General features: G+C 44.4%; 28 protein-coding genes. 12 read left to right on the top strand and 16 right to left on the bottom strand.

Annotated features, from left to right (window positions below):
• Positions 1-113: 113 nt before the first annotated feature.
• Complete coding sequence (locus GYO_RS40485; RefSeq protein ID WP_014115427.1) at positions 114-659, top strand: flavodoxin family protein; 546 nt, start codon at positions 114-116, stop codon at positions 657-659.
• Complete coding sequence (locus GYO_RS40480) at positions 656-877, top strand: hypothetical protein (protein ID WP_014115426.1); 222 nt, start codon at positions 656-658, stop codon at positions 875-877. The genes GYO_RS40485 and GYO_RS40480 overlap by 4 nt, the downstream gene beginning before the upstream one ends.
• A 26-nt stretch (positions 878-903) precedes the next feature.
• On the opposite strand, the gene chrA is transcribed toward GYO_RS40480, so the two are convergent.
• From chrA to chrS, 3 genes are read right to left on the bottom strand one after another with little or no spacing between them, the layout of a single operon-like run.
• Positions 904-1440, bottom strand: a complete 537-nt coding sequence (gene chrA / locus GYO_RS40475; protein ID WP_014115425.1) for a chromate resistance efflux protein ChrA — start codon at positions 1438-1440, stop codon at positions 904-906.
• On the bottom strand, positions 1437-2030 hold the full coding sequence (chrB, locus tag GYO_RS40470; RefSeq protein ID WP_014115424.1) for a chromate efflux transporter subunit ChrB: 594 nt from the start codon (positions 2028-2030) through the stop codon (positions 1437-1439). Before chrB ends, chrA begins: the two co-directional genes overlap by 4 nt.
• Positions 2031-2043: 13 nt before the next feature.
• Positions 2044-2520, bottom strand: coding sequence for a chromate efflux transcriptional regulator ChrS (gene chrS / locus GYO_RS40465; protein ID WP_014115423.1), 477 nt, complete (start codon positions 2518-2520; stop codon positions 2044-2046).
• Between the two features lie 214 nt (positions 2521-2734).
• Between chrS and ggt the strand changes: the two genes are divergently transcribed.
• The gene (gene ggt / locus GYO_RS40460) at positions 2735-4312 is read left to right on the top strand and encodes a gamma-glutamyltransferase (protein WP_014115422.1); all 1578 of its coding nucleotides are present in this window, start codon (positions 2735-2737) and stop codon (positions 4310-4312) included.
• Positions 4313-4316: 4 nt separating this feature from the next.
• On the opposite strand, the gene GYO_RS40455 is transcribed toward ggt, so the two are convergent.
• The 3 genes from GYO_RS40455 to GYO_RS40445 all read right to left on the bottom strand — a co-directional run bounded on the left by GYO_RS40455 (position 4317) and on the right by GYO_RS40445 (position 6213).
• Entirely contained in the window at positions 4317-4661 is a 345-nt protein-coding gene (locus tag GYO_RS40455) for a DUF4181 domain-containing protein (RefSeq protein ID WP_014115421.1), read from the bottom strand.
• 164 nt (positions 4662-4825) lie between these two features.
• Positions 4826-5443, bottom strand: a complete 618-nt coding sequence (locus GYO_RS40450; protein WP_014115420.1) for a flavin reductase family protein — start codon at positions 5441-5443, stop codon at positions 4826-4828.
• 170 nt (positions 5444-5613) lie between these two features.
• Positions 5614-6213, bottom strand: coding sequence for a CotG/ExsB N-terminal domain-containing protein (locus tag GYO_RS40445; RefSeq protein WP_014115419.1), 600 nt, complete (start codon positions 6211-6213; stop codon positions 5614-5616).
• Between the two features lie 140 nt (positions 6214-6353).
• On the opposite strand from GYO_RS40445, the gene cotH reads away from it, so the two are divergent.
• Positions 6354-7445, top strand: a complete 1092-nt coding sequence (gene cotH / locus GYO_RS40440; RefSeq protein ID WP_014115418.1) for a spore coat protein CotH — start codon at positions 6354-6356, stop codon at positions 7443-7445.
• Between the two features lie 39 nt (positions 7446-7484).
• On the opposite strand, the gene alsR is transcribed toward cotH, so the two are convergent.
• Entirely contained in the window at positions 7485-8372 is an 888-nt protein-coding gene (alsR, locus tag GYO_RS40435) for an acetoin biosynthesis transcriptional regulator AlsR (RefSeq protein WP_014115417.1), read from the bottom strand.
• Between the two features lie 159 nt (positions 8373-8531).
• Between alsR and alsS the strand changes: the two genes are divergently transcribed.
• From alsS to GYO_RS40420, 3 genes are all read left to right on the top strand, one after another.
• Positions 8532-10244, top strand: a complete 1713-nt coding sequence (gene alsS / locus GYO_RS40430) for an acetolactate synthase AlsS (protein WP_014115416.1) — start codon at positions 8532-8534, stop codon at positions 10242-10244.
• A gap of 62 nt (positions 10245-10306) precedes the next feature.
• Positions 10307-11074: an acetolactate decarboxylase gene (gene budA, locus GYO_RS40425; RefSeq protein WP_003235587.1), complete on the top strand. Its 768-nt coding sequence runs from the start codon at positions 10307-10309 to the stop codon at positions 11072-11074.
• A 98-nt stretch (positions 11075-11172) separates the two neighbouring features.
• Complete coding sequence (locus tag GYO_RS40420; RefSeq protein WP_014115415.1) at positions 11173-11700, top strand: NAD(P)H-dependent oxidoreductase; 528 nt, start codon at positions 11173-11175, stop codon at positions 11698-11700.
• 40 nt (positions 11701-11740) lie between these two features.
• On the opposite strand, the gene GYO_RS40415 is transcribed toward GYO_RS40420, so the two are convergent.
• From GYO_RS40415 to GYO_RS40380, 8 genes are all read right to left on the bottom strand, one after another.
• Positions 11741-12037: a DUF3892 domain-containing protein gene (locus tag GYO_RS40415; protein WP_041521089.1), complete on the bottom strand. Its 297-nt coding sequence runs from the start codon at positions 12035-12037 to the stop codon at positions 11741-11743.
• Positions 12038-12192: 155 nt separating this feature from the next.
• On the bottom strand, positions 12193-12729 hold the full coding sequence (locus GYO_RS40410) for an SH3 domain-containing protein (protein ID WP_014115413.1): 537 nt from the start codon (positions 12727-12729) through the stop codon (positions 12193-12195).
• 109 nt (positions 12730-12838) lie between these two features.
• The gene (gene rbsB / locus GYO_RS40405; protein WP_014115412.1) at positions 12839-13756 is read right to left on the bottom strand and encodes a ribose ABC transporter substrate-binding protein RbsB; all 918 of its coding nucleotides are present in this window, start codon (positions 13754-13756) and stop codon (positions 12839-12841) included.
• A gap of 13 nt (positions 13757-13769) precedes the next feature.
• Positions 13770-14738: a ribose ABC transporter permease RbsC gene (gene rbsC / locus GYO_RS40400; RefSeq protein WP_014115411.1), complete on the bottom strand. Its 969-nt coding sequence runs from the start codon at positions 14736-14738 to the stop codon at positions 13770-13772.
• A 1-nt stretch (position 14739) separates the two neighbouring features.
• Positions 14740-16221, bottom strand: coding sequence for a ribose ABC transporter ATP-binding protein RbsA (rbsA, locus tag GYO_RS40395; protein WP_014115410.1), 1482 nt, complete (start codon positions 16219-16221; stop codon positions 14740-14742).
• 15 nt (positions 16222-16236) lie between these two features.
• Positions 16237-16632: a D-ribose pyranase gene (gene rbsD, locus GYO_RS40390; RefSeq protein ID WP_014115409.1), complete on the bottom strand. Its 396-nt coding sequence runs from the start codon at positions 16630-16632 to the stop codon at positions 16237-16239.
• Entirely contained in the window at positions 16629-17510 is an 882-nt protein-coding gene (gene rbsK / locus GYO_RS40385; protein WP_014115408.1) for a ribokinase, read from the bottom strand. The genes rbsD and rbsK overlap by 4 nt, the downstream gene beginning before the upstream one ends.
• Positions 17503-18492 carry a LacI family DNA-binding transcriptional regulator gene (locus tag GYO_RS40380; RefSeq protein ID WP_014115407.1) on the bottom strand — a complete coding sequence of 330 codons (990 nt, stop codon included), beginning with the start codon at positions 18490-18492 and terminating at the stop codon, positions 17503-17505. The genes rbsK and GYO_RS40380 overlap by 8 nt, the downstream gene beginning before the upstream one ends.
• Before the next feature lie 781 nt (positions 18493-19273).
• On the opposite strand from GYO_RS40380, the gene pgsB reads away from it, so the two are divergent.
• The 5 genes from pgsB to pgdS all read left to right on the top strand — a co-directional run bounded on the left by pgsB (position 19274) and on the right by pgdS (position 23643).
• The gene (gene pgsB, locus GYO_RS40375; RefSeq protein ID WP_003219593.1) at positions 19274-20455 is read left to right on the top strand and encodes a poly-gamma-glutamate synthase PgsB; all 1182 of its coding nucleotides are present in this window, start codon (positions 19274-19276) and stop codon (positions 20453-20455) included.
• Positions 20456-20469: 14 nt separating this feature from the next.
• Positions 20470-20919, top strand: a complete 450-nt coding sequence (gene pgsC / locus GYO_RS40370) for a poly-gamma-glutamate biosynthesis protein PgsC (protein WP_003227889.1) — start codon at positions 20470-20472, stop codon at positions 20917-20919.
• Positions 20920-20937: 18 nt separating this feature from the next.
• A complete protein-coding gene (gene pgsA / locus GYO_RS40365; RefSeq protein ID WP_014115406.1) occupies positions 20938-22080 on the top strand; it encodes a capsular polyglutamate synthetase PgsA in 1143 nt (380 codons plus the stop codon).
• Positions 22081-22094: 14 nt separating this feature from the next.
• Positions 22095-22262: an extrachromosomal elements maintenance protein EdmS gene (edmS, locus tag GYO_RS40360; RefSeq protein WP_014115405.1), complete on the top strand. Its 168-nt coding sequence runs from the start codon at positions 22095-22097 to the stop codon at positions 22260-22262.
• Between the two features lie 139 nt (positions 22263-22401).
• Positions 22402-23643 (top strand): gamma-DL-glutamyl hydrolase, encoded by a 1242-nt coding sequence (gene pgdS / locus GYO_RS40355; RefSeq protein ID WP_014115404.1) that lies wholly within the window; start codon positions 22402-22404, stop codon positions 23641-23643.
• A 35-nt stretch (positions 23644-23678) separates the two neighbouring features.
• On the opposite strand, the gene ywtE is transcribed toward pgdS, so the two are convergent.
• Positions 23679-24539, bottom strand: coding sequence for a 5-amino-6-(5-phospho-D-ribitylamino)uracil phosphatase YwtE (gene ywtE / locus GYO_RS40350; protein ID WP_014115403.1), 861 nt, complete (start codon positions 24537-24539; stop codon positions 23679-23681).
• Positions 24540-24643: the final 104 nt, after the last annotated feature.

The following is a 24643-nucleotide window of genomic DNA, read 5'->3' as shown; positions in this document are numbered from 1 at the left end:
TCCTTTCTAAATCGGTTTTACCGATTGAATTAATCAAAATAATCATCTGTAATGATTGGTGAATCCATTATATGATGAAGAAAATCATTCGTAAACAAAGGAGCAGATGCATCATGAAAATTGCGGTTATTAACGGCGGAACTCGGTCTGGCGGAAATACGGATATTCTTGCGGAGAAGGCTGTTCAAGGATTCGATGCGGAACACATTCATTTGCGTAAATATCAGATCCAGCCAATTGAAGATCATCGTCACACTCAAGACGGCTTCCGTCCTGTTCATGATGACTACAATTCTATTATTGAGCGGATATTGCCGTGCGATATTCTCATATTCGCTACTCCAATTTATTGGTTCGGCATGTCAGGGACGTTAAAGCTATTTATTGATCGCTGGTCACAGACGTTGAGAGATCCCCGATTTCCTGATTTTCAACAACAAATGTCGGTGAAGCAAGCATATGTGACAGCAGTGGGCGGAGACAATCCAAAAATAAAGGGGCTGCCGCTGATTCAGCAATTTGAACATATTTTTGATTTTATGGGGCTGCCCTTTAAAGGCTATGTGCTGGGAGAAGGCAATCGCCCAGGCGATATTCTTCGTGATCATCAGGCGCTGTCCGCTGCGAGCCGTTTACTGAAAAGAAGCGATGCTATATGAAGTTTTTGCTGTCGGTCATTGCTGGCATGCTGATTCTTGCATTCTTTGTATTTTGGAAGGTCCAGCCTCCTGTTTGGATAGATGTTGAAACCAATTCGCCTCAGTTGAAGCAATCTATGAGAATGGCAGGAACCACGCTGCAAGTCAAGCACATCATCAAGAGCGATGCAGGAGAAGAAACAACTGTCATATCGAACGGCATTTCGGGACCAAAATAAAAAAGCACCTGTCCAGGTGCTTTTTTCTATAAATGAGGAATGACAAGGCCGCCATATAAAAATGCCGCGATAATCAGAAATGCCGGATGCATCTTGAATTTAGTCATGGCAAGGAGGGAAATCCCCGCAATCACTATAGATTGGATCCAGCCGATAGCTTTGATGCCGTCTGCGCCGATTTGCCAGGTAAGAATGAGCATCATGACCGCGATGACAGGCTGAACGGACAGCGTCATGCCTTTGATAACGGGTGATTGGCGGAAGCGCTGAATGATGCGCAGCAGGACAATCAATGCAAGCGCCGACGGTACGACGGTTGCGATCAGCGCAATCAGGAAGCCGGGCCACCCGCCTGCGCTGTAGCCGACATACGCGGCGATTTTGGTTGCGATCGGGCCCGGCAATGCGTTCGCAAGTGCGAGCATGTTTGAGAATTGGTCGTTTGAGAGCCAGTTGTATCTGTTTACGACTTCTTCAAACATCAGCGGGATAGACGCAGGTCCGCCGCCATATCCGAGTAGGTTTGCGATAAAAAACGCCATAAATAAATAGATCGATATCATGAGGCCGACATTCCTTTATCTTTTGAATGTTTATTTGTGATTTTGTCTTTCAGTTTAAAATGAAACGCGCCGTACGCTAAGAAAATGATAATGACAAGGCCGGGATTGATCTGTAACGTTTGCAGGCCGATAAAAGCGATAATAAAAAACAGGATGCCGGTGACCCAGCCGAAACCTTTAAGCGCTTTTTGGCCAAACTCGTACGCCATTATGCCAAGCATTACCGCAATCACCGGCGTTACGGCACCAATCATGCCGGCAACAATTGCTGAATGGCTTAAGACATTTACAGCCGCAAACAAGCCCACCATCGCAAGACATGTAGGCAGAATATGGGCAAGTGTCGCCACGAGTGCGCCTAACGTGCCTTTTAGCTTGAAGCCCAGATACGCAGCCATTTTTGTGGCAATCGGTCCGGGAAGCGCATTAGCGATCGCTAATATTTCTCCGAATTCATCATCATCAATCCATTTATATTTATTGACCGCTTCATGGCGGATCAGCGGAATCACGGAAGGTCCGCCGCCGAACCCTAGTATGCCAGTGCGCACCATTGCGGCCGTCATATCCCGATAAGGATGGTTTTTCATTCGTTTCTCTCCTTTACAGCTTCATTCCCATACGGCTTTTGTATCGTTTGATCAGCATCTGGCAATCAACACTGACGACGCCTCGCAGCGGATACAGCCGTTTTGTTAAAAACTCTTCCATTTCTTGATCGTTGGCAAAGATCCCATGCATATGCAGCTTGCTCGGGCCTGTCATGTGATAAAGGCTGGTGACCGCAGGCTCTTCCTCAAGCTTGAGAGCGACCTCTTCTAAAAATTGCGGCTCTACCTCGACATTGAAAAACACGGATACATGGATGCCGATTTTAGCGGGATTGATGACCGCTGTGAATTTTTCAATGACGCCTGCTTCAATGAGCTGATTGATCCGAGCTTGGACGGCAACCCGTGATAAATCGACTCTCTTGCCAAGATCCGTATAAGAAATTCTTCCTTCTTCATGCAAAATGGTGAGGATTTGTTTGTCGATCTCATCAAGTACAAGGTTGGGGATTTGGTATTCATTGCTCAATTTCTCCACCTGCTTTCGTAAGCCTTTTAGACGTTATTTTATCATATAAGTTTCGTTTCGTACGATAAAATTTTAATTTATTTTCACAATGAATATAAAAATGTTTTGTTGTTTACGAAACGAATAAAGTTCGTCAGCTTTTCTGACGGGTGAGTAGATGTGAAAAATCAAGCTCTCTATACTGAAGAAAATCTCATGATAAAGGGGACTTGTGATGAACAAATCTATCATCGGTACAAAACAAATGGTCGTCAGTCCGCATTATCTCGCTTCTCAAGCCGGAAACCGAATACTGGACAAGGGAGGAAACGCCTTTGACGCCGCCATTGCTGTGAGTGCTTGTCTGGCAGTTGTGTATCCGCATATGACGGGGCTTGGCGGGGATTCCTTTTGGCTGACCTTTCATCAGGAAACAAAGTCGGTAAGAGTCTACAATGGCAGCGGCCGTTCAGGAAAACATGTAACGAGAGAGGTATATAAGGGAAAAAACGCGATTCCGCTGAGGGGAATCGACAGTGCCATCACCGTTCCGGGGATGGTTGATAGCTGGGATGCGGTGCTGAAGGAGTACGGACGTATGTCCCTTGCGGACGTGTTGGAGCCCGCACGCGACTATGCCCAAAATGGTTTTCCAGTATCAGCTGATCAGTGCCGTCACACAGAAACGAATCTTGAACTGCTGGCCTCCACGCCTTACACGGCCGGCATCTTCACGAGATGCGGAAAAGCGCCTGTCCCGGGAGAGCGGTTTGTGCAAAAAGAGCTTGCAGAAAGTCTGAACATGGTCGCCAAAAAAGGAAGAAGCGCATTCTATGAAGGAGATATCGCTCAGCGGATTGTCTCGTATTTACAGCATAACGGCAGCTACATGACACTCGATGATTTTAAAGCGCACCGGGGCGAGTGGGCGGAGCCTGTCTCAAGTGATTACCGAGGATACAGTGTGTACCAGGCGCCGCCGAATTCTCAGGGATTTACCGGTTTATTAACACTGAACATTCTGGAAAACTATGATTTCACCCAAATCGAACACGGTTCATTTGAGTATTATCATGTGCTTGTGGAGGCATTGAAAAAGAGTTTTCTAGATCGGAATGCCGTCCTGACTGATCCGGCGTTTGCGGACATCCCACTTGAAAGGCTTTTGGACAAAAGTTACGCGAAACAATTGGCGGAAGAAATCGGCTATTTGGCAGAACCGGCGGAAAGCAGGCCAGTAGGAAGTGATACTGCATATGCGGCCGTCATCGATGCGGATGGCAATGCAGTATCTTTCATTCAAAGCCTGTACTTTGAATTTGGCTCGGCAGTCACCGCTGGTGATACAGGCATATTACTGCAAAACCGCGGGTCATTTTTCTCATTGGATAATAATCATGTCAATACGCTTGAACCGAGAAAGCGCAGCTTCCATACGCTGATGCCGGCTATAGCCTGCAAAGACGGAAAACCGAAAGTCCTGTACGGCACACAAGGCGGCGAAGGCCAGCCGCAGACCCAGACGGCCATCATTACCAGAATGCTGGACTACGGAATGCATCCTCAGCAGGCAATCAGCGAACCGCGCTGGGTGTGGGGCAGAACGTGGGGAGAGGAATATGAAGGGCTTAGAGTCGAGGGCAGATTCCCAGAGGAAACAATTGAAAAGCTGAGAGACAGCGGACATCTTGTCGAGGTTGTCGGTGACTATGATCCGCTGATGGGACACGCAGCAGCAATCAAAGTTGATGAGGAAGGCTTTCTCCAAGGCGGAGTCGACCCGCGGGGAGACGGAGCGGCTGTGGGGGTTTGAGGTATCAGAAGAAAATACACATATAAATAAAAACGACTAGAAAGAGGACTGCGCCAAATAAATAGTGTATATATTGTTTTTCTTCACGCTTATATTTCCATTCCATAAATGTACGAAAACAACTCGTCAGGAATAGAAAGAAAATAAGCATAATCTCTGGAGGAAAGCGTAAAACAGAAAAACCTAATAAAATGAGCATGATGATTTCCAGCAGCCCTTGTGTGCTATTTACAGGTTTATACCACCAAGGCGGTTTAGGGATGCCTAGTTTTTTTCTGGCATAGATATAAAAAGTAGTATTGATTAAAGCTGCAACCAGTAACACAATCAAAAAATGAGTGCCTGTCATATATACCCCTCCTATCTATCTTATATACGGTGGAAAAGGAAAAATGTTTCATAAAAGAACACCCGGAGTTTTCTCCGGGTGTTTTTTAACTATATTTTCTTCCTGCTTTTTTGTGATTACAAGGTCTTTTTGACTAGTTTCTTCTATTTAAATAGTCCTTCTGTTTAGCTTGGACGAACCAGCGTAAATTCTTCGCCGAGCTTCGCATAGTGATTTCCCGCCAATCTTGAAGCAGGCTTTAATTCATCTGTCAAAACATAGCCTTTTTCTGCATCATACACCTTTTCATCAAGGTGGAAGCAGACGACTCTCCCAATAAGCAGATCTGCTGTAGTAACGCCTTGATCATTGTCGAACGTCATATGCCGCTCTAATGTGCATTCAAAGCGGATTCGTGCTTCTTTAATGCCGGGAACTGAAACAGCTTTGCTTTCGACGGGATGAAGCGAGGTGCGTGTGAGCTCGCTTTCGTCCGGATCTAAGCTTGCCGCCGTTTCATTGATGTCTTCAATGATGGCTTCATCACTGACATGAACGACAAATTCTCCGTTCTCCACTGCGTTTCGGGCTGTATCTTTTTGGCGTCCTCCAGCCCTGTTAACAGAAACACTGAGAAGCGGAGGATCTGAGCTGACAACGTTATAAAAACTGAAAGGCGCTGCATTTACCGCTCCGCTTGAAGAAAGGGTGGTTACAAATGCAATGGGACGGGGGATGACAGCACCCGACAATAGCTTGTATGTGTCTTTGGCACTAAGCTGATCCGCTTGAAATATGTACATAGCAACAACCGCCTTTATCGTAGGATACCTTGATTATAACGAAATGGTTTCAAGGAAACCAAATGATGTGGGTTGCATATGTTATGTCATGACATATATCTAATACAGGGGAAATGTAAAAATAGGCTTCCGTACGTCCGCCGGCAGCCTATTGAAAATGAAATCTTAGATTATTTGTATTTCTTTTTGACTACCCAGCAATTGCCGTCTTTCCAGAATTCTTTTTTGCTGTGATAATCATCCTCTTTTTTGTAGTAATGGTGGTGATGCGGTTTTTTGTAGTATTTCTTATGGGATTTTTTCTTATGGGAGCAATATGATTTTTTGTGTGTGCGGCATGATTTCTTATAGCTGCGAGATTTTTTCTTGTGAGAACAGTATGACTTTTTGTAGCTGCGAGATTTTTTGTAAGAACGGTAAGATTTTTTGTAGCTGCGAGATTTTTTGTGAGAACAGTATGATTTTTTGTAGCTGCGAGATTTCTTGTGAGAGCAATATGATTTTTTGTAGCTGCGAGATTTCTTGTGAGAGCAATATGATTTTTTGTAGCTGCGAGATTTTTTGTGAGAGCAGTATGATTTTTTGTAGCTGCGAGATTTTTTGTGAGAGCAGTATGATTTTTTATGGCTGCGAGATTTTTTGTGAGAGCGGTGCGACTTTTTATGGCTGCGTTTTTTTCCATGAGGCTCTTGGTATAAATAATCTTTTAAACCTTCTTTTTTTGCGGATTTCACCGCTTCTTTGATGTCAGAATGGGAATAGTGGCCCAATTTGAAATCCTCCTTTTGAAAATGATGTTAAGGATGAAGATCCTTACTACCCACATAGTACGCGCAGTTTTAAAAAGTGTATAAGTGTTCCGCTGAGATCACACAAAAATAAAAGCCTAAATTTGTGAGGGGGAATATGGATGAAGAATCAATCCAATTTGCCGCTTTATCAGCTGTTTGTTCATCCAAAAGATTTGCGTGAATTAAAAAAAGATATATGGGACGATGATCCGGTGCCTGCTGTCATGAAGGTAAATCAAAAAAGGCTGGATATTGATATTGCTTACCGGGGATCACATATTAGAGACTTCAAAAAGAAGTCATACCATATTTCCTTTTATCAGCCGAAAACATTCCGCGGCGCCCGCGAGGTTCACCTGAATGCAGAATATAAAGATCCTTCCATGATGAGAAACAAGTTGTCACTGGATTTTTTCTCAGAGCTTGGGACGCTGTCTCCAAAGGCGGAGTTTGTGTTTTTAAAAGTGAATGGGAAGAACGAAGGGGTTTATCTTGAACTTGAATCCGTCGATGAATTTTATTTAGCGAAAAGGAAGCTGGCGGACGGGGCGGTTTTTTACGCGGTTGATGATGATGCTAATTTCTCTCTGATGAGCGATTTGGAAAGGGAAACGAAGACGTCGCTTGAGCTTGGCTATGAAAAGAAGACAGGGACTGAGGAAGACGATTTTTATTTACAGGATATGATTTTTAAAATTAATACTGTCCCTAAAGCCCAGTTTAAATCAGAAGTGACAAAGCATGTGGATGTCGATAAGTATTTGCGCTGGCTCGCCGGCATTGTATTCACCTCAAACTATGACGGGTTTGTCCACAACTACTCGTTGTACAGAAGCAGTGAAACCGGATTATTTGAGGTGATTCCTTGGGATTATGATGCGACTTGGGGCAGGGATATCCATGGAGAGCGGATGGCTGCCGATTATGTAAGAATTCAAGGATTTAATACACTAACCGCCCGGATTTTGGATGAACCCGATTTTCGCAAGTCCTACAAGCAACTGTTAGAGAAAACGCTCCAATCTCTTTTTACAATAGAATATATGAAACCGAAAATAATGGCGATATATGAGCAGATTAGGCCGTTTGTCCTGATGGACCCATATAAAAAGAATGATATTGAGCGTTTTGACCGTGAGCCGGATGTGATTTGCGAGTATATTATAAAAAGAGCTGATTACCTCAAAAGTGAGCTTGATCTTTTATCCTGACGATAAACGGGCGGATTCCGGAGAACGGAGCGCCTTTTTTTATTTCCGTTCATTTAACGATTTGGATATATCCACAAATTGCCTCAGTACAGGGTTTTGGCTGTCTTTTCGATATGCGATGATCCATTCTGCTTTGAGTTGAAAATGATCCACGCTGCGATACGTGACATCAAGGTTAAACAGCCGTCTGGCAGAGGATGGGACAATGGTAATGCCGATGCCTGCTGTCACCAGCCCGATCACCATTTGATATTCTGTCGCTTCTTGAACGATATTCGGCACAAAACCTGCGTCTTCACAGAGCTGAATAAAGTCGGTATATAGCGTAGGCCACGCTTCTTTGGAAAGGGTAATGATCGGTTCGTTTTCCAAATCTGTAATGTCAATTGATTCTTTTAATGCAAGCGGATGCTGCTTCGGCAATGCGAGGATGCATGGACTGCTCTGGGTTGTCTCAATTTGCAGCTCGGGATGCTCTAACGGCGGATGGAGAATGCCGATATCGATATTTCCCTTGAGCAATTCCTCCTGCTGCCGATAAGAAGCGATTTCTTTCAGTTCAATTTTCACAGAAGGGAATTTTTTACGGTATTCCCGGATGATCGGCGGCAGAAATTCATATGTAGCTGATCCGACAAAACCAATAACGAGATGGCCATGTTCGCCGCGAGCCGTCCGTTGGGCAAGTTCAATTCCTTGACCAATTTGCATCAAAGCTGATCGGCAGTGATTTAAAAAGATTTCACCAGCCGCCGTAAGCTCGACAAATCGTTTTGTCCTTTTCAGAAGCGTCACCCCGACTTCTTCTTCCAGCTGTTTGATCTGCTGGCTGAGAGGAGGCTGTGTCATGTTCAGCCGCCGCGCAGCTTTTCCGAAATGAAGCTCTTCGGCTACTGCGATAAAGTATTGAAGATGGCGAAGCTCCATTCAATATGCATTCCTTTCCATAGGTTAATAATTCGTAATACATATTAATCATAAGGCGAATCGATATTGGAGGTCAATTTCCAAAGAGTGTATAGTGAAACGTATCACAAGAAATATTTAAAATTTTATGTTTAAAATGCATAATAAGGAGTGAGGGTGTTGACAAAAGCAACAAAAGAACAAAAATCCCTTGAGAAAAGCAGAGGGGCGGAGCTTGTTGTTGATTGCTTAGCGGAGCAAGGTGTCACACATGTATTTGGCATTCCAGGTGCAAAAATTGATGCAGTATTTGACGCTTTACAAGATAAAGGGCCTGAAATTATCGTTGTCCGGCATGAACAAAATGCAGCATTTATGGCGCAAGCAGTCGGCCGTTTAACTGGAAAACCGGGAGTCGTGTTAGTCACATCAGGACCAGGTGCTTCTAACTTGGCAACAGGACTGCTGACAGCAAACACTGAAGGTGACCCTGTCGTTGCGCTTGCTGGGAACGTGATCCGTGCAGATCGTTTAAAACGGACACATCAATCTTTGGATAATGCGGCGCTATTCCAGCCGATTACAAAATACAGTGTAGAAGTTCAAGATGTTAAAAATATACCGGAAGCTGTTACAAATGCATTTAGGATAGCGTCAGCAGGGCAGGCTGGGGCCGCTTTTGTGAGCTTTCCGCAAGATGTTGTGAATGAAGTCACAAACACAAAAAACGTACGTGCTGTCGCAGCGCCAAAACTTGGTCCCGCAGCAGATGACGCAATTAGTGCGGCCATTGCAAAAATCCAAACAGCGAAACTTCCTGTCGTTTTAGTCGGCATGAAGGGCGGAAGACCGGAAGCGATTAAAGCAGTTCGCAAGCTATTGAAAAAAGTTCAGCTTCCATTCGTTGAAACATATCAAGCTGCCGGTACACTTACGAGAGATTTAGAGGATCAGTATTTTGGCCGGATCGGTTTATTCCGTAACCAGCCTGGCGATCTGCTGCTTGAGCAGGCTGATGTTGTTCTGACAATCGGCTATGACCCAATTGAATACGATCCGAAATTCTGGAATGTCAATGGAGACCGGACGATCATTCATTTAGACGAGATTCTGGCTGACATTGATCATGCTTACCAGCCGGAGCTTGAATTGATCGGTGATATTCCATCTACGATCAATCATATCGAACACGATGCTGTGAAAGTAGACTTTGCGGAGCGTGAGCAGAAGATCCTTTCTGATTTAAAACAATATATGCACGAAGGTGAGCAGGTGCCTGCAGACTGGAAATCAGACAGAGTGCATCCTCTTGAAATCGTAAAAGAATTGCGAAACGCAGTCGATGATCATGTTACAGTGACTTGCGATATCGGTTCACACGCGATTTGGATGTCACGTTATTTCCGCAGCTACGAGCCGTTAACATTAATGATCAGTAACGGTATGCAAACACTCGGCGTTGCACTTCCTTGGGCAATCGGCGCTTCATTGGTGAAACCGGGAGAAAAAGTGGTTTCAGTCTCTGGTGACGGCGGTTTCTTATTCTCAGCAATGGAATTAGAGACAGCAGTCCGCTTAAAAGCACCAATTGTACACATTGTATGGAACGACAGCACATATGACATGGTTGCATTCCAGCAATTGAAAAAATATAATCGTACATCTGCGGTCGATTTCGGAAATATCGATATCGTGAAATATGCGGAAAGCTTCGGAGCAACTGGCTTGCGCGTTGAATCACCAGACCAGCTGGCAGATGTTCTGCGTCAAGGTATGAACACTGAGGGTCCTGTTATCATTGATGTCCCGGTTGACTACAGTGATAACATTAATTTAGCAAGTGACAAGCTTCCGAAAGAATTCGGGGAACTCATGAAAACGAAAGCTCTCTAGCACTCTGCGCATCACGACACTGTTTGATGAACAGCACTAAACAAAAAGGAGTGAAGGGAATTATGAAACGCGAAAGCAATATTCAAGTGCTCAGCCGCGGGCAAAAAGATCAGCCTGTGAGCCAGATTTATCAAGTATCAACAATGACTTCTCTATTAGACGGGGTATATGACGGCGATTTTGAACTGTCAGAGATCCCGAAATACGGAGACTTCGGTATCGGAACCTTTAACAAGCTTGACGGAGAGCTGATTGGGTTTGACGGTGAATTTTACCGTCTCCGTTCAGATGGAACTGCGACACCGGTCCAAAACGGGGACCGTTCTCCGTTCTGTTCATTTACATTCTTTACACCGGACATGACGCACAAAATTGATGCGAAAATGACACGTGAAGAGTTTGAAAAAGAGATCAACAGCATTCTGCCAAGCAAAAACTTATTTTACGCTATCCGCATTGACGGATTGTTTAAAAAAGTGCAGACAAGAACGGTAGAACTGCAAGAAAAACCTTATGTGCCAATGGTTGAAGCGGTTAAAACACAGCCGATTTTTAACTTCGACAACGTGAGAGGAACGATCGTAGGCTTCTTAACACCAGCTTATGCAAACGGAATCGCCGTTTCTGGCTATCACCTGCACTTCATTGACGAAGGACGCAATTCAGGCGGACACGTTTTTGACTATGTGCTTGAGGATTGCACGGTTACGATTTCTCAAAAAATGAACATGAATCTCAGACTTCCGAATACAGCGGATTTCTTTAATGCGAATCTGGATAACCCTGACTTTGCTAAAGATATTGAAACAACTGAAGGAAGCCCTGAATAAAGAAAAAAAGAAAGTCCCTTTGTGAAGGGCTTTCTTTTTATTTGGCTCTTTTCCTGATTTTAGATAAAATAACGTCAAAAGGGTAAAGGTGTGGTTTGATGAAAATATTGGTTTTGGCAGTTCATCCTCATATGGAAACCTCAGTTGTGAATAAGGCATGGGCAGAGGAATTGAGTCATCATGACAATATCACAGTACGGGAGCTTTATAAGGAGTACCCGGATGAAGCGATAGATGTTGCGAAGGAACAGCAGCTGTGCGAGCAATACGACCGGATTGTCTTCCAATTTCCGTTTTATTGGTACAGCTCTCCGCCGCTCTTAAAAAAATGGCAGGATCTTGTGCTGACTTTCGGCTGGGCCTTTGGTTCACAAGGAAACGCCTTGCATGGCAAGGAGCTGATGCTGGCTGTATCAACAGGGAGCGAAGCAGAAAAATATCAAGCAGGCGGAGCAAATCATTACTCAATCAGTGAGCTTTTGAAACCATTTCAGGCCACGAGCAATCTGATCGGCATGAAATACCTGCCCCCATATGTATTCTACGGCGTGAATTATGCAACTGCAGAGGATATTTCTCTCAGTGCAAAACGTTTAGCTGAATACATCCAGAAGCCTTTCGCTTAAAAGAAAGCCCTGTCCGGCATGCGGCAGGGCTTTTTTATGATTAAAAGTCCGGAAGCTCAGACAGGTTATTTTCCTTTAAGCCGTCCGGTTCACTTCGCAAAATGTCACGCCCGTATTTATGGAAGACATCAACATGAGCGAGTTTTCCCGCTTTTGCATCTGACAGCGCAGTGGGATAGTCGAGCTCTCTTCCTGTGTTCGTTTTTACTGCGATAATATTGTCTTCCTCATTTCTTCTGACCGCAATAATTTCTTCTTTTCCAGATGGAACATTTTCCTGATCGGCAGTTGTTTGCCGGGCTTTATACGATTCATATGCTGCTTCAAATTGATCCATATTTACACCTCCACTTTTTAGCGTGAACAAAAATGTCGATGATCATGTAAGGTTTCGACACAGCATACGACAATATTTCCTGAGAAATATCTAGAGAATATGACAAATCAATTCATAATAAAAGAGATTCCGCATAAATACGGAATCCCTCTCAGTTATTTTGTCAGGTGTAAGTCCTTTGTTTTCATATAGCCTGTCGCACCGCCGTAATCAACGAATACCCAATCAAAATCAAAACTGCCTTTTTTCGTTTTACTCCAGCCTAAAAAAGAAACGCTTGTGTCTGCTGGCAGAGTCTTGATGCTTTTTCCTTCAGCGGATGTATATACTTTCGTTTTTGTTTTGGTTTTTACTGTTGTAGCTGCTTTTACAATGTAATGAGTGGAGACAAAGCCTGTTTTGCCGTTTTTATAATGAACCTTTGCCCAGTCAGCGTTTGAGAAGGAAATCAGTTTTAAGCTGTCGCCCAAGTACAGGGTATCGGCTTTCTGACTTGATGCGGAAGCCTTCGTTCTGACATTTAGCGCCTCTGCTGACACCAAATAAGAATCAATCGGATAACTGTATAAATCATCAATGCTTACCGTTGTTTCTGGCTGTTGTGCATGGATCGTACTTGCGCCCCCTGCAGAAGCCGCAGTCATCCCAGCTGCAAGTGCTAAAGTTGATAGTATTTTTGTTGTTTTGTTCATTTCGTTCCTCTCCTCACGTAAGAGAAATAATTCACTCTATATCCCTATTCACGTTTTCACAGATTCCTAAACATTAAAAAGGATCAGATAAAAATCTGATCCGTGGCAATTATTTTTTTGTTTCTAGTTTGAGAGGCGCAGATATTGTTTTTTTCACTTTTTTTCCGTGCAGAATATCGTCTGCTGCTTCTGTAGCCAGTTTACCGATCAATTCAGGCTGCTGAGCGACGGTGGCTGAGAGCTTTCCGTCTTTAATGGAAGCGAGCGCATCTTTATTGCCGTCAAAACCGATCACTAAAATATCTTTTCCCGAGCTGTTAATTGCCTCAAGAGCACCGAGCGCCATTTCATCATTGTGAGCAAAAACAGCTTGGATATCCGGGTGTCCCTGCAGCAGGTTTTCCATGACAGTCAGGCCTTTGGTGCGGTCAAAGTCGGCTGATTGCTTTGTGACAACTTCGAGCTCTTGATCTGCGATGTTATGAAATCCTGAGCCGCGTTCTCGTGTGGCAGATGCGCCGGGCACGCCTTCGAGCTCTGCCACCTTCGCTCCTTTTCCAAGTTTGTCAGCAATGAATTCTGCGGCCATTTCGCCGCCTTTTACATTATCGGAAGCAACGAGGGTTTCAACTTTTCCTTGTTCGGCGGAACGATCGATTGTTACGACGGGCACACCGACTGTGTTTGCAGATTCTACTGCCGTTGAGATCGCCGAAGAATCAGTCGGGTTGATTAACAATGCATCGACACCTTGCTGAATTAAGTCTTCCACATCACTCGTCTGTTTCGATGAATCATTTTGTGCATCGACAATGATGACTTTCATTCCCCGTTTTTTAGCTTCTTTTTCGATGCCCTTTTTTAATGAGACAAAAAAGGGATTATTAAGCGTTGAGACGGACAAGCCGATGGTGAATTCCTTTTTGTTACCCGAATTTGTCGGCTTTGCCCATTGGGGGGGCTCAAGCGAACAGGCAGTTAATAAAAACAATGATAACGTTAAAATGACGGATACAGCCTTTTTCATGTAAAAAACCCTCCTATGCTGACTTCTTGCGGTCTAATAATACCGCAATTAAGATGACAATCCCTTTGACAACCAGCTGATAAAACGATGAGACGCCAAGCAGGTTGAGCCCGTTATTAAGTGTGCCGATGATCAGCACCCCGATTAACGTACCGATAATGCGACCGCGGCCGCCGGAAAGACTTGTTCCGCCTAAGACGACCGCCGCGATAGCATCCAGTTCGTACGATTCCCCGGCAGTCGGCTGGGCTGAATGCAGGCGGGAAGTCAATATCGCGCCGGCGAGAGCGGATAAAAGCCCGGCTAAAGAATAGATCATCACTTTTACGCGCGTCACTTTAATGCCTGAAATGAGCGCGGCTTTTTCATTGCCTCCGATTGCGTACGTTCGGCGGCCGAACGGTGTTTTATGAAGAAGCACCCAAAGGATGACAAAGGCAAGAACCATCGTAATCGCCGGTACAGGAATGCCTAAAAAGTAACCGCGTCCGAACAGCTGAAAAGCGTAGTTTGTGCCAAGTCCGGTAATCGGATTTCCGTCTGTATACACAAGCGTCAGTCCGCGAAATACAGTCATGGTCGCAAGCGTAGCGATAAAGGGCGCCATTTTTCCTTTTGTGATCAATAGTCCGTTGATCATCCCGAGTACGGCACCAATGATACAGCCGAGGATGATCGCGAGAACCGGATCGACACCAGATACAATCATCCCCGCAACTAAAGCGCTGGACAGAGCAAGAATAGCGCCGACAGAAAGATCAATGCCGCCTGTTAAAATCACAAAGGTCATGCCGAACGCGATTAATCCGTTAATGGCTACCTGACGAAGCAGGTTTAAAATATTCAGCGGTTCAAGAAAGCTGGGATTTAAAATAGATACAATGATAACGAGAATAAATAAACCGAGAAACGGGCCGAGTTTTTGCATGACTCCGTCGAAGTGAATCCGTTTTTGTTCTGTTTGCAGTTGTTCCGTTTTCATATTACCGCCCTCCTGTGGCAAGTGTCATAATTCGTTCTTGAGTTGCTTCCTGCGCATCGATTTCTCCGCTGATTCTGCCTTCATGGACAACGATAATGCGATCGCTCATCCCGAGAATTTCCGGAAGCTCTGATGACACCATAATGATGGCGACACCACGCTCAGTCAGCTCATTCATCAGCGAATAAATCTCCCGTTTCGCGCCAACATCCACACCTCTGGTTGGCTCATCCAAGATAAGCACTTTTGGTCCGATTCCGATCCACTTGGCAATTACCACTTTTTGCTGGTTGCCTCCTGATAAATGGCGTGCGTGCGTTTCCGGCGATGCCGTTTTGATGGTCAGGCGTTTAATTAAAAGATCGACAAATTCAGCTTCCCGCTTGTGATCAATGAGGCCCTTTGGAGAAAAACTGGACAGATTGGGCAGCGCAATATTCTCGCGAATCGAGGTGTCGAGCAGCAGCCCTTCATCTTTGCGGTTCTCTGTAATAAAGCCGAGCCCTTTTTTCACCGCATCCTGCGGGTTCTTAATGGCTGTCTTTTTTCCAGCGATCCATATCTCACCCGAGTCCAGCCTGTCAACGCCGAACAGCGCTCTCATGATTTCTGTCCGGCCGGCTCCCATCAATCCGGAGACACCGACGATTTCACCGGAACGAATGGAAAAGCTGACATCTTCAAAACGTCCTTTGACGGAGGCGTTTTTCACCTCGAATATTTTGTCGCCGAGAGAAGGAGTGCGTTTCGGATATCGTTCAGTCAGCTCGCGTCCGACCATTTTTTTGACAACTTCATCAAAATTGGTTTCTGAGATGTTTGTTGTATCTACCGTTTTTCCGTCACGCATGATGGTGATTCTGTCGCAAATCGCAAAGATTTCTTCCATGCGATGAGAAATGTATACAACGGATACGCCGTTCTTTTTTAACGCTGTAATGACCTCAAAGAGCTTGCTGATTTCCCGTTCCGTCAAAGCAGCGGTAGGCTCATCCATAATGATCACCTCAGCATTTGTCATGAGCGCTTTTGCAATTTCAATCATTTGCTGCTGCCCGACGGAACACTCGCCGGCTTCTTGCTCAAGAGAAAGAGAGACAGACAGTTTGTTAAATTGCTCTTTTGCTAGCGCTTTCATTTTTCTTGTTTGTAAAACGCCCAGCTTGGAGGATATCTCTTTCCCGATAAATAGATTCTCAAGAACGGTCATTTCCGGCCAGATATTCAATTCCTGATGGATAAAGGCTATTCCATGCTGTTCTGCTTCTTTCGGATTGGAAAAGTACGTTTCGTTTCCGTTTATGCGGATTTGCCCTTTATCCGATTTATGCAGGCCTGTCAGGATGTTCATAAGCGTGGACTTGCCGGCGCCGTTTTCTCCCATTAATGCGTGAACCTCGCCAGGCATGAGCTGAAAGGAAACGCCTGACAGCACTTGGTTTTTTCCGAATGCTTTATGAATGTCTTTCATGTCAATCTGCATGTCCCATCCTCCTTTCTAGAAAAGCACACCCGCCTGCAGGATGCAGTTGGCATACGGTGTGAATTCACCTGTTCTTATAATGGCTTTTGCTTCTTTTGTCAGCAGCTTAAACTCCTCGTGAGAAAGGTATTCTATCTCCTGTTCAGAAAAAAGGTTCTCTAGAAATCTCGCATTCTCTTGATTAGATACTTTTATTTCAGCTGCAGCAATGACTTTTTCGACGACCATCTCGTCCGCGACCACTGCCGCTGTATCTTGGAAAGCCGGAAGACCCGGCTTCAGTGAAAGATCAATTTTCAAAACGCCGTCTGGAACCGGCAGCCCTGCATCTGCGATGACAATTTTATCAGTGTGGCCAAGGTCGGCTAAAAGCTTGGCAAGATGGCTGTTCAGTATACCGTGTTTTTTCATGACAGCAGCTCCTCTACTTCTTTTCTAGTCGGCATTCCGCCTTGAGCGCCGAAGGAACAGACAGAAAGGGAAGCAGCACGATTGGCAAACCGCAATGCGGCTTCAATGTCTTTCCCCTCAGCCAGAGCCACGGCTAAGGCTGCGTTAAACGTATCACCGGCTCCGGTTGTATCAACGGGCTCTACGGGGAAGGACGGGATGAGGCGCTCTTTGTTGCCGGCTGAATAGCGGACGCCTTGTTTTCCTTCCGTAATAAAGAGCTTCGCTGGATAAAGCGCCAAGGCTTCAGAAACGGTAAGACCAGGGAATAAGATCGACGCCTCGTGTTCATTTGGCGTGAGATAGGTGGCATGATCAATTGTTTCTTGTTTCAGCGGGCGGGCCGGTGCCGGGTTGAGCATGATCGGAATATCGTGAGAATGGCAGTATCTGCACACCTCATCAACCGTTTCTTCCGGAATTTCCTGCTGAATCAGGACCATATCGACCTTTTCGATCTGATCAAGCGCGTCTATCGCATATGATGGAGTGACATCATCGTTCGCACCTTTGACAACGACGATACTGTTATCACCTTCAGCAAGCACAATGTGGGCGGTTCCGCTTTTTTTATGTGTAACCGGTTCCATATAGTCGGTGCGCACGCCGTTTGCTTTTAAATTATCCAAAATGGCTGTTCCATAATGATCATCTCCGACCTTGCCGACCATAAACACGTGGGCGCCAAGTCTGGCAGCAGCAACGGCCTGATTTGCTCCTTTACCGCCCGGTACCGTCTGAAACGACGTGCCAAGTACCGTTTCTCCGGCCTTTGGGCGTTTGTCCGAGGTGACCACTAAATCCATCGAACAGCTTCCAATCACACAAATATTACGCATCATAATCTTCCTTTCTTGTCGTCTTTCTTCTTATATAGGTGACAGGCATTTGAATCGCCGTTTCTGTCAGCGGCTGTTTTTTGATGATACGCAAAAGCAGTTTGGCCGCTTCTTTGCCCATGTCATATGCGGGCTGTTTAATTGTAGACAGGGGAGGGAACAGCAGCTCACTTTGCGGAATGTCATCATAGCCGATAATTTGAATGTCCTCCGGCACGTTTCTTCCGAGCCGCAATGCTTCATGTAAAACTGCAGCGGCTTGAATATCATTACTCGCTATCACACCGTCTGTCTCAGGATAAGCGGCAAACAGCTCCTTCGCCATCGATTGCGCATCCTCAAAAGAAAATGAAGCCGTCTCGATGACCTGAAAATCAGCTTCAGCCTGCTGTAAGATCTCCAAAGCGCCGTTAAAGCGGTCTTGAGCGGTCGGCAGGTGAGCGGGGCCTCTCAAGAGCGTGATGAGCCGGCTTTTTCCGTAAATGATGGCTTCGGCGGCTAATTTTCCTCCTGTATAGCCGTCACTGGATACAGAAGGAGCGCCTTCAGGTGTTCTGTCCAGAAAAACGACTGGGTGATTCATGCCGCTGTATTCCTCAAGATCCGGGTAATTCGTTGCGGCAATAATGCCTGCGACATGATTTTGCTTAAAGGTTTGAAGGTACTCAAGTTCTTTTTTTAATTCCTCGTCACTGTTGCCAAAAATAAGGCGATAGCCTTCCCGGTTCAATTCATCCTCCGCACCGCGGGCAAGCTGGGGGAAGAAAGGGTTTGTGATATCCGGGAGCAAAAGCCCGATCAGCCGGGATTCTCTCTTATAAAGAGATCTGGCGACTTCATTCGGGTAATAGTTCAGCTTCTCCATCGCCGCTATGACACGCGTTCGCGTTTCTTCGTGTACATAGCCGTTGTCATTCAGGACGCGGGAAACCGTCGCAACTGAAACGCCCGCCGCTCCGGCGACATCTTTAATTGTAGCCAAAACAGCTCCTCCTTGTTTATGTAACCGTTTACATAGATAGATTATCATGAGCAATCCGAAGTTGGCAATAAAAATATCGAAAGAAATCTATTGTAAATTGTATATATAATTGAGAAATTTAAGGTTTTCACTCTTTTTTTGACAAAGTCTTCACATTTCTGGATGAAGATTTCTTGAACAAATATTAAGTTTTATTAAAATTGTTTCAAAGTCATGCGTTTAGACCTGTAAATGAGGAGAAACGGAAAAGACTATCAGCCCAGAAAATGTTTAATTATGTTAGAGAATTCGGACCCGTATGTTTAGCGTTTTCATAGATAGCCCCATTAGTCATTTTGGAATGGGACTAATTTTTCCACTTCCATGCAGAAAGGATGACATTATGACCTTGTTCTTAAGAAACAGGAAAAAATATTTTGTGTTCATAAGAACCGGAAACACGCATGGTAGCAGGAAAAGCTTGATATCACGGGCTGTAAAAAAGATTGATTTGAAATGCATATTAAATGCAAACACCAAGGTGTGACTATACGTCCAGAAGGATATCAGGGGAGAAATGTAAGCGCATTCCTTTTGCTTTTTAAAAAAAGAGATGAGGTGTAAGTCCTGCTGTTTTCCAAAAATAGAAAACAGTTTGTAGGTACAAAATCTCTTTCAAAAGAGAAGTTTGGCTTAGTGGATTAGGGAAGATTATGTTACATAATGCCGATTGAGAATTCATAGTGATTCTATATACTGATGAATGAATTTACAACAATATAGAAGGAGATGTCGAAAAGCAATGTGGTTACTCATTATAGCCTGTGCTGTCATACTGGTCATCGGAATATTAGAAAAACGACGACATCAGAAAAACATTGATGCCCTCCCTGTGCGAGTGAATATTAACGGCATCCGAGGAAAATCGACTGTGACAAGGCTGACAACCGGAATATTAATAGAAGCCGGTTACAAAACTGTTGGAAAAACAACAGGGACAGATGCAAGAATGATCTACTGGGACACACCGGAGGAAAAGCCGATTAAACGGAAACCTCAAGGGCCGAATATCGGAGAGCAAAAAGAAGTGATGAAAGAAACAGTAGAAAGAGGAGCTAACGCTATCGTCAGTGAATGCATGGCTGTTAATCCGGATTATCAAATCATCTTTCAGGAAGAACTTCTGCAAGCCAATATCGGTGTTATTGTTAACGTTTTAGAAGACCATATGGATGTCATGGGGCCGACGCTTGATGAAATTGCAGAAGCGTTTACCGCTACTATTCCTTATAATGGCCATCTTGTCATTACAGATAGTGAATATACCGAGTTCTTTAAACAAAAAGCAAAAGAACGAAACACAAAAGTCATCATTGCTGATAACTCAAAAATTACAGATGAATATTTGCGTAAATTTGAATACATGGTATTTCCTGATAACGCTTCTCTCGCACTGGGTGTGGCTCAAGCACTTGGCATTGACGAAGAAACAGCGTTTAAAGGAATGCTGAATGCGCCGCCAGATCCGGGAGCAATGAGGATTCTTCCGCTGATCAGTCCGAGCGAGCCTGGGCACTTTGTTAATGGGTTTGCCGCAAACGACGCTTCTTCTACTTTGAATATATGGAAACGTGTAAAAGAAATCGGTTACCCGACCGATGATCCAATCATCATCATGAACTGCCGCGCAGACCGTGTGGATCGGACACAGCAATTCGCAAATGACGTATTGCCTTATATTGAAGCAAGTGAACTGATCTTAATCGGTGAAACAACAGAACCGATCGTAAAAGCCTATGAAGAAGGCAAAATTCCTGCAGACAAACTGCATGATCTAGAGTACAAGTCAACAGAAGAAATTATGGAATTGTTAAAGAAAAGAATGCACAACCGTGTCATATATGGCGTCGGCAATATTCATGGTGCCGCAGAGCCTTTAATTGAAAAAATCCACGAATACAAGGTTAAGCAGCTCGTAAGCTAGGAGGAAATGCAGACATGTTCGGATCAGATTTATACATCGCACTCATTTTAGGTGTACTACTTAGTTTGATTTTTGCAGAAAAAACAGGGATCGTGCCGGCAGGACTGGTTGTACCGGGATATTTAGGACTTGTGTTTAATCAGCCGGTCTTTATTTTACTCGTTTTGCTAGTGAGCTTGCTCACTTATGTCATTGTGAAATATGGTTTATCCAAATTTATGATTTTGTACGGACGTAGAAAATTTGCTGCCATGCTGATAACAGGGATCGTCCTGAAAATCGCGTTTGATTTTCTATACCCGATTGTACCATTTGAAATCGCAGAATTTCGAGGAATCGGCATCATCGTGCCAGGTTTAATTGCCAATACCATTCAGAAACAAGGTTTAACCATTACGTTCGGAAGCACGCTGTTATTGAGCGGAGCGACCTTTGCTATCATGTTTGTTTACTACTTAATTTAATGTAAGGTGTGTCAAACGATGAAAAAAGAACTGAGCTTTCATGAAAAGCTGCTGAAGCTGACAAAACAGCAAAAAAAGAAAACCAATAAGCACGTATTTATTGCCATTCCGATCGTTTTTGTCCTCATGTTCGCTTTTATGTGGGCGGGAAAAGCAGAAACGCCGAAGGTCAAAACGTATTCTGACGACGTTCTCTCAGCCTCATTTGTCGGAGATATTATGATGGGGCGTTATGTTGAAAAAGTAACGGAGCAAAAAGGGGCAGACAGTATTTTTCAGTATGTTGAACCGATCTTTAAAGCCTCTGATTATGTAGCCGGAAACTTTGAAAACCCGGTAACCTATCAAAAGAATTATAAACAAGCAGATAAAGAGATTCATCTGCAGACGAATAAGGAATCAGTGAAAGTCTTGAAGGATATGAACTTCACGGTTCTCAACAGCGCAAACAACCACGCAATGGATTACGGCGTTCAAGGCATGAAAGATACTCTTGGAGAGTTTGCGAAGCAAAACCTTGATATCGTTGGAGCAGGATACAGCTTAAGTGATGCGAAAAAGAATATTTCGTACCAGGAAGTCAATGGGGTAACCATCGCGACGCTCGGCTTTACCGATGTGTCTGGAAAAGGTTTCGCGGCTAAAAAGAATACGCCGGGCGTTCTGCCTGCAGATCCTGAAATCTTCATCCCTATGATTTCAGAGGCGAAAAAACATGCGGACATCGTCGTTGTGCAGTCACACTGGGGACAAGAATATGACAATGATCCAAACGACCGTCAGCGTCAACTTGCAAGAGCCATGTCTGATGCTGGTGCTGATATCATTGTCGGCCATCACCCGCACGTCTTAGAACCGATTGAAGTATATAACGGAACCGTCATTTTCTACAGCCTCGGTAACTTTGTCTTTGACCAAGGCTGGACAAGAACGAGAGACAGTGCACTGGTTCAGTATCACCTGAAGAAAAACGGAATAGGCCGCTTTGAAGTGACGCCGATTGACATCCACGAAGCGACGCCTGCACCGGTGAAAAAAGGAAGCCTTAAACAAAAAACGATTATTCGCGAACTCACGAAAGATTCTAATTTCGCATGGAAAGTAGAAGACGGAAAACTGACGTTTGATGTTGATCATAGCGACAAACTAAAATCTAAATAATCGGAGTGATAAAGATGAAATTTGTCAAAGCCATCTGGCCGTTTGTTGCCGTAGCTATCGTGTTCATGTTTATGTCAGCTTTTAAATTCAATGATCAGCTGACAGATCAGGAAAAGCAGAAGATTGATACGGAAATGCATAAAATCCAACAGCAGGAAGAACCGGCAAACGCTAATAAATAATTCAAAAAGAGAATGTCTGATGAGACATTCTCTTTTTATTTGCCCAGCACATTCATTCTGTAAAAATATCAAAAAGGCTCTTAACATATTCAAAAAAATACCGATGTTAAAACTGCAAATAGAGGAGGAGATAATAAAAGTGAAGACACTGGCAAACTGGAAGAAGTTTTTGCTTGTGGCGGTTATCATTTGTTTTTTGGTTCCAATTATGACAAAAGCGGAGATTGCGGAGGCTGATACATCATCTGAATTGATCGTCAGCGAAGCAAAAAAACTGCTTGGGTATCAGTATAAATACGGCGGTGAAACGCCGAAAGAGGGATTCGATCCTTCGGGATTGATTCAATATGTTTTCAGTAAGGCTGATATTCATCTGCCGAGATCTGTGAACGACCAGTATAAAGTCGGAACGGCCATAAAGCCCGAAGACCTGAAGCCGGGCGATATTTTGTTTTTCAAGAAAGAGGGAAGCAGCGGGACAACTCCGACACATGACGCACTTTACATCGGAGACGGCCAAATGATTCACAGTACGCAATCAAAAGGGGTTATCATTACCAATTACGCAAAAAGCAGCTATTGGAGCGGGTCTTATATTGGGGCGAGACGAATCGCAGTCGATCCGGCAACCGCTGATGTTCCTGTCGTTCAGGAGGCCGAAAAGTATATCGGCATTCCATATGTGTTTGGCGGAAGCACACCGTCAGAGGGATTTGATTGCTCAGGGCTCGTGCAATACGTGTTTCAACAGGCACTCGGCATTTATCTGCCGCGATCAGCCGAACAGCAGTGGGCAGTGGGTGAGAAGGTGGCGCCTCAGAACATAAAGCCTGGTGATGTTGTCTATTTCAGCAATACGTATAAATCGGGAATTTCACATGCAGGGATTTATGCAGGCGGAGGAAGGTTTATTCAGGCAAGCCGGTCAGAAAAAGTAACCATTTCCTACTTGTCAGAGGATTACTGGAAATCGAAGATGACAGGCATTCGCCGATTTGACAACCTGACAATCCCGAAAGAAAATCCAATTGTGTCTGAGGCAACACTTTATATCGGAGAAGTCCCTTACAAACAGGGCGGAGTGTCTCCAGAGACAGGATTTGATACAGCTGGATTTGTCCAGTATGTATATCAGAAAGCAGCTGGTATTTCCCTGCCTCGGTATGCAACAAGCCAGTTCAAAGCCGGAACTAAGATTGAGAAGGCGGACCTGAAACCGGGAGACATTGTGTTCTTCCAATCAACAAGCCTAAATCCGGCCATCTATATCGGAAATGGACAAGTTGTTCATGTCACATTATCAAACGGTGTGACCATCACCAATATGAACACGAGCACATATTGGAAAGATAAATATGCGGGAAGTATACGGGTGCAATAAAAGACAAAGACTCCAGAATCTCTGGAGTCTTTTCTTTATGCATATTGGCCGGAAAGAAGCTGGTCTATAAAGTAGGCCACACCATTTTCGTCATTGCTTTTTGTGACAAAGGTGCTTTTTTCTTTTAATTCATCGATCGCATTTTCCATGGCGATACGGTGTCCGGCGACTTCAAACATGGACAAATCGTTCGGACTGTCGCCGATCGCATAGATATCCTGTGTTTCAATTCCGTATTTTTCAGCCAGCTCTGTCAGCGCGCGTCCTTTTCCTGAGGAGGCTGGCAAGATTTCGATAATGTGTTTTCCAGAAGAGGTTTGCGCCAGTTTTTTATGATGCTTCAGTTCTTCCTTCGCTTGTTTCAGCTTGTCCATATCAAAGGAGAAGCAAAGAAGCTTATAAATGTTTTCACTACCGTCAAAAACCGATTCGATATGAGGGATTGGTTTAATGCCAAACTGCTTAAACTGAGTCATGGCTCCTTGCCACAATTCATCCGTCTTCTCGTTTGGATTTGCGCTCTTTAGAATATCAAGCTCCGCATGCAGCTTAGCTTCGCCGTCAAAAGGAGAAAGCAGATGGTTATCTGTATATACCTCAAAGTAAATGTTTTTTGACAGTAAGTAATCAGCGATCGCTTTACCGGCCTCCTGATCCATTAATGTCCGGCTGATCAAACGGTAACCCGTGTCGTGGATCGTTCCGCCATTAGCCGCAATGATAGGGATATCCAAGTCTTCCAGCAGCGCTTTTACATCAAATGTCGCTCTTCCCGTGCAAATGGTGACGAGGATGCCGGCATCAACGGCCCGCTTGATCGCCGCTCTGTTTTCATCAGAAATGACGCTCTCTTTATTCAGTAATGTACCGTCTAAATCAATCGCAATTAATTTCATATGTAGGGGGAACCTCCTTAAAAATGAAGCTGCTTCGTGTAGTATATTCAGCTTTTCTGTGAAACATTATCCATATAAACCAAGGCTAAACGTTACTTTGAAAA

Origin of the sequence: Bacillus spizizenii TU-B-10, from assembly GCF_000227465.1 — a bacterium.
GTDB classification, from domain to species: Bacteria; Bacillota; Bacilli; order Bacillales; family Bacillaceae; genus Bacillus; species Bacillus spizizenii.
The sequence above is the reverse complement of the archived record's forward strand: the minus strand, read 5'-3'. Positions and strand labels throughout refer to the sequence as shown.

What these genes read in the sequence shown, in the direction of transcription:
- GYO_RS40485 (WP_014115427.1), top strand. Translation starts at nt 114, where the DNA reads ATGAAAATTGCGGTTATTAACGGCGGAACTCGGTCTGGCGGAAATACG.
- GYO_RS40480 (WP_014115426.1), top strand. Translation starts at nt 656, where the DNA reads ATGAAGTTTTTGCTGTCGGTCATTGCTGGCATGCTGATTCTTGCATTC.
- chrA (WP_014115425.1), bottom strand. Translation starts at nt 1,440, where the DNA reads ATGATATCGATCTATTTATTTATGGCGTTTTTTATCGCAAACCTACTC.
- chrB (WP_014115424.1), bottom strand. Translation starts at nt 2,030, where the DNA reads ATGAAAAACCATCCTTATCGGGATATGACGGCCGCAATGGTGCGCACT.
- ggt (WP_014115422.1), top strand. Translation starts at nt 2,735, where the DNA reads ATGAACAAATCTATCATCGGTACAAAACAAATGGTCGTCAGTCCGCAT.
- GYO_RS40455 (WP_014115421.1), bottom strand. Translation starts at nt 4,661, where the DNA reads ATGACAGGCACTCATTTTTTGATTGTGTTACTGGTTGCAGCTTTAATC.
- GYO_RS40450 (WP_014115420.1), bottom strand. Translation starts at nt 5,443, where the DNA reads ATGTACATATTTCAAGCGGATCAGCTTAGTGCCAAAGACACATACAAG.
- cotH (WP_014115418.1), top strand. Translation starts at nt 6,354, where the DNA reads ATGAAGAATCAATCCAATTTGCCGCTTTATCAGCTGTTTGTTCATCCA.
- alsR (WP_014115417.1), bottom strand. Translation starts at nt 8,372, where the DNA reads ATGGAGCTTCGCCATCTTCAATACTTTATCGCAGTAGCCGAAGAGCTT.
- budA (WP_003235587.1), top strand. Translation starts at nt 10,307, where the DNA reads ATGAAACGCGAAAGCAATATTCAAGTGCTCAGCCGCGGGCAAAAAGAT.
- GYO_RS40420 (WP_014115415.1), top strand. Translation starts at nt 11,173, where the DNA reads ATGAAAATATTGGTTTTGGCAGTTCATCCTCATATGGAAACCTCAGTT.
- GYO_RS40415 (WP_041521089.1), bottom strand. Translation starts at nt 12,037, where the DNA reads ATGGATCAATTTGAAGCAGCATATGAATCGTATAAAGCCCGGCAAACA.
- GYO_RS40410 (WP_014115413.1), bottom strand. Translation starts at nt 12,729, where the DNA reads ATGAACAAAACAACAAAAATACTATCAACTTTAGCACTTGCAGCTGGG.
- rbsB (WP_014115412.1), bottom strand. Translation starts at nt 13,756, where the DNA reads ATGAAAAAGGCTGTATCCGTCATTTTAACGTTATCATTGTTTTTATTA.
- rbsC (WP_014115411.1), bottom strand. Translation starts at nt 14,738, where the DNA reads ATGAAAACGGAACAACTGCAAACAGAACAAAAACGGATTCACTTCGAC.
- rbsA (WP_014115410.1), bottom strand. Translation starts at nt 16,221, where the DNA reads ATGCAGATTGACATGAAAGACATTCATAAAGCATTCGGAAAAAACCAA.
- rbsD (WP_014115409.1), bottom strand. Translation starts at nt 16,632, where the DNA reads ATGAAAAAACACGGTATACTGAACAGCCATCTTGCCAAGCTTTTAGCC.
- rbsK (WP_014115408.1), bottom strand. Translation starts at nt 17,510, where the DNA reads ATGCGTAATATTTGTGTGATTGGAAGCTGTTCGATGGATTTAGTGGTC.
- pgsB (WP_003219593.1), top strand. Translation starts at nt 19,274, where the DNA reads ATGTGGTTACTCATTATAGCCTGTGCTGTCATACTGGTCATCGGAATA.
- pgsC (WP_003227889.1), top strand. Translation starts at nt 20,470, where the DNA reads ATGTTCGGATCAGATTTATACATCGCACTCATTTTAGGTGTACTACTT.
- pgsA (WP_014115406.1), top strand. Translation starts at nt 20,938, where the DNA reads ATGAAAAAAGAACTGAGCTTTCATGAAAAGCTGCTGAAGCTGACAAAA.
- edmS (WP_014115405.1), top strand. Translation starts at nt 22,095, where the DNA reads ATGAAATTTGTCAAAGCCATCTGGCCGTTTGTTGCCGTAGCTATCGTG.
- ywtE (WP_014115403.1), bottom strand. Translation starts at nt 24,539, where the DNA reads ATGAAATTAATTGCGATTGATTTAGACGGTACATTACTGAATAAAGAG.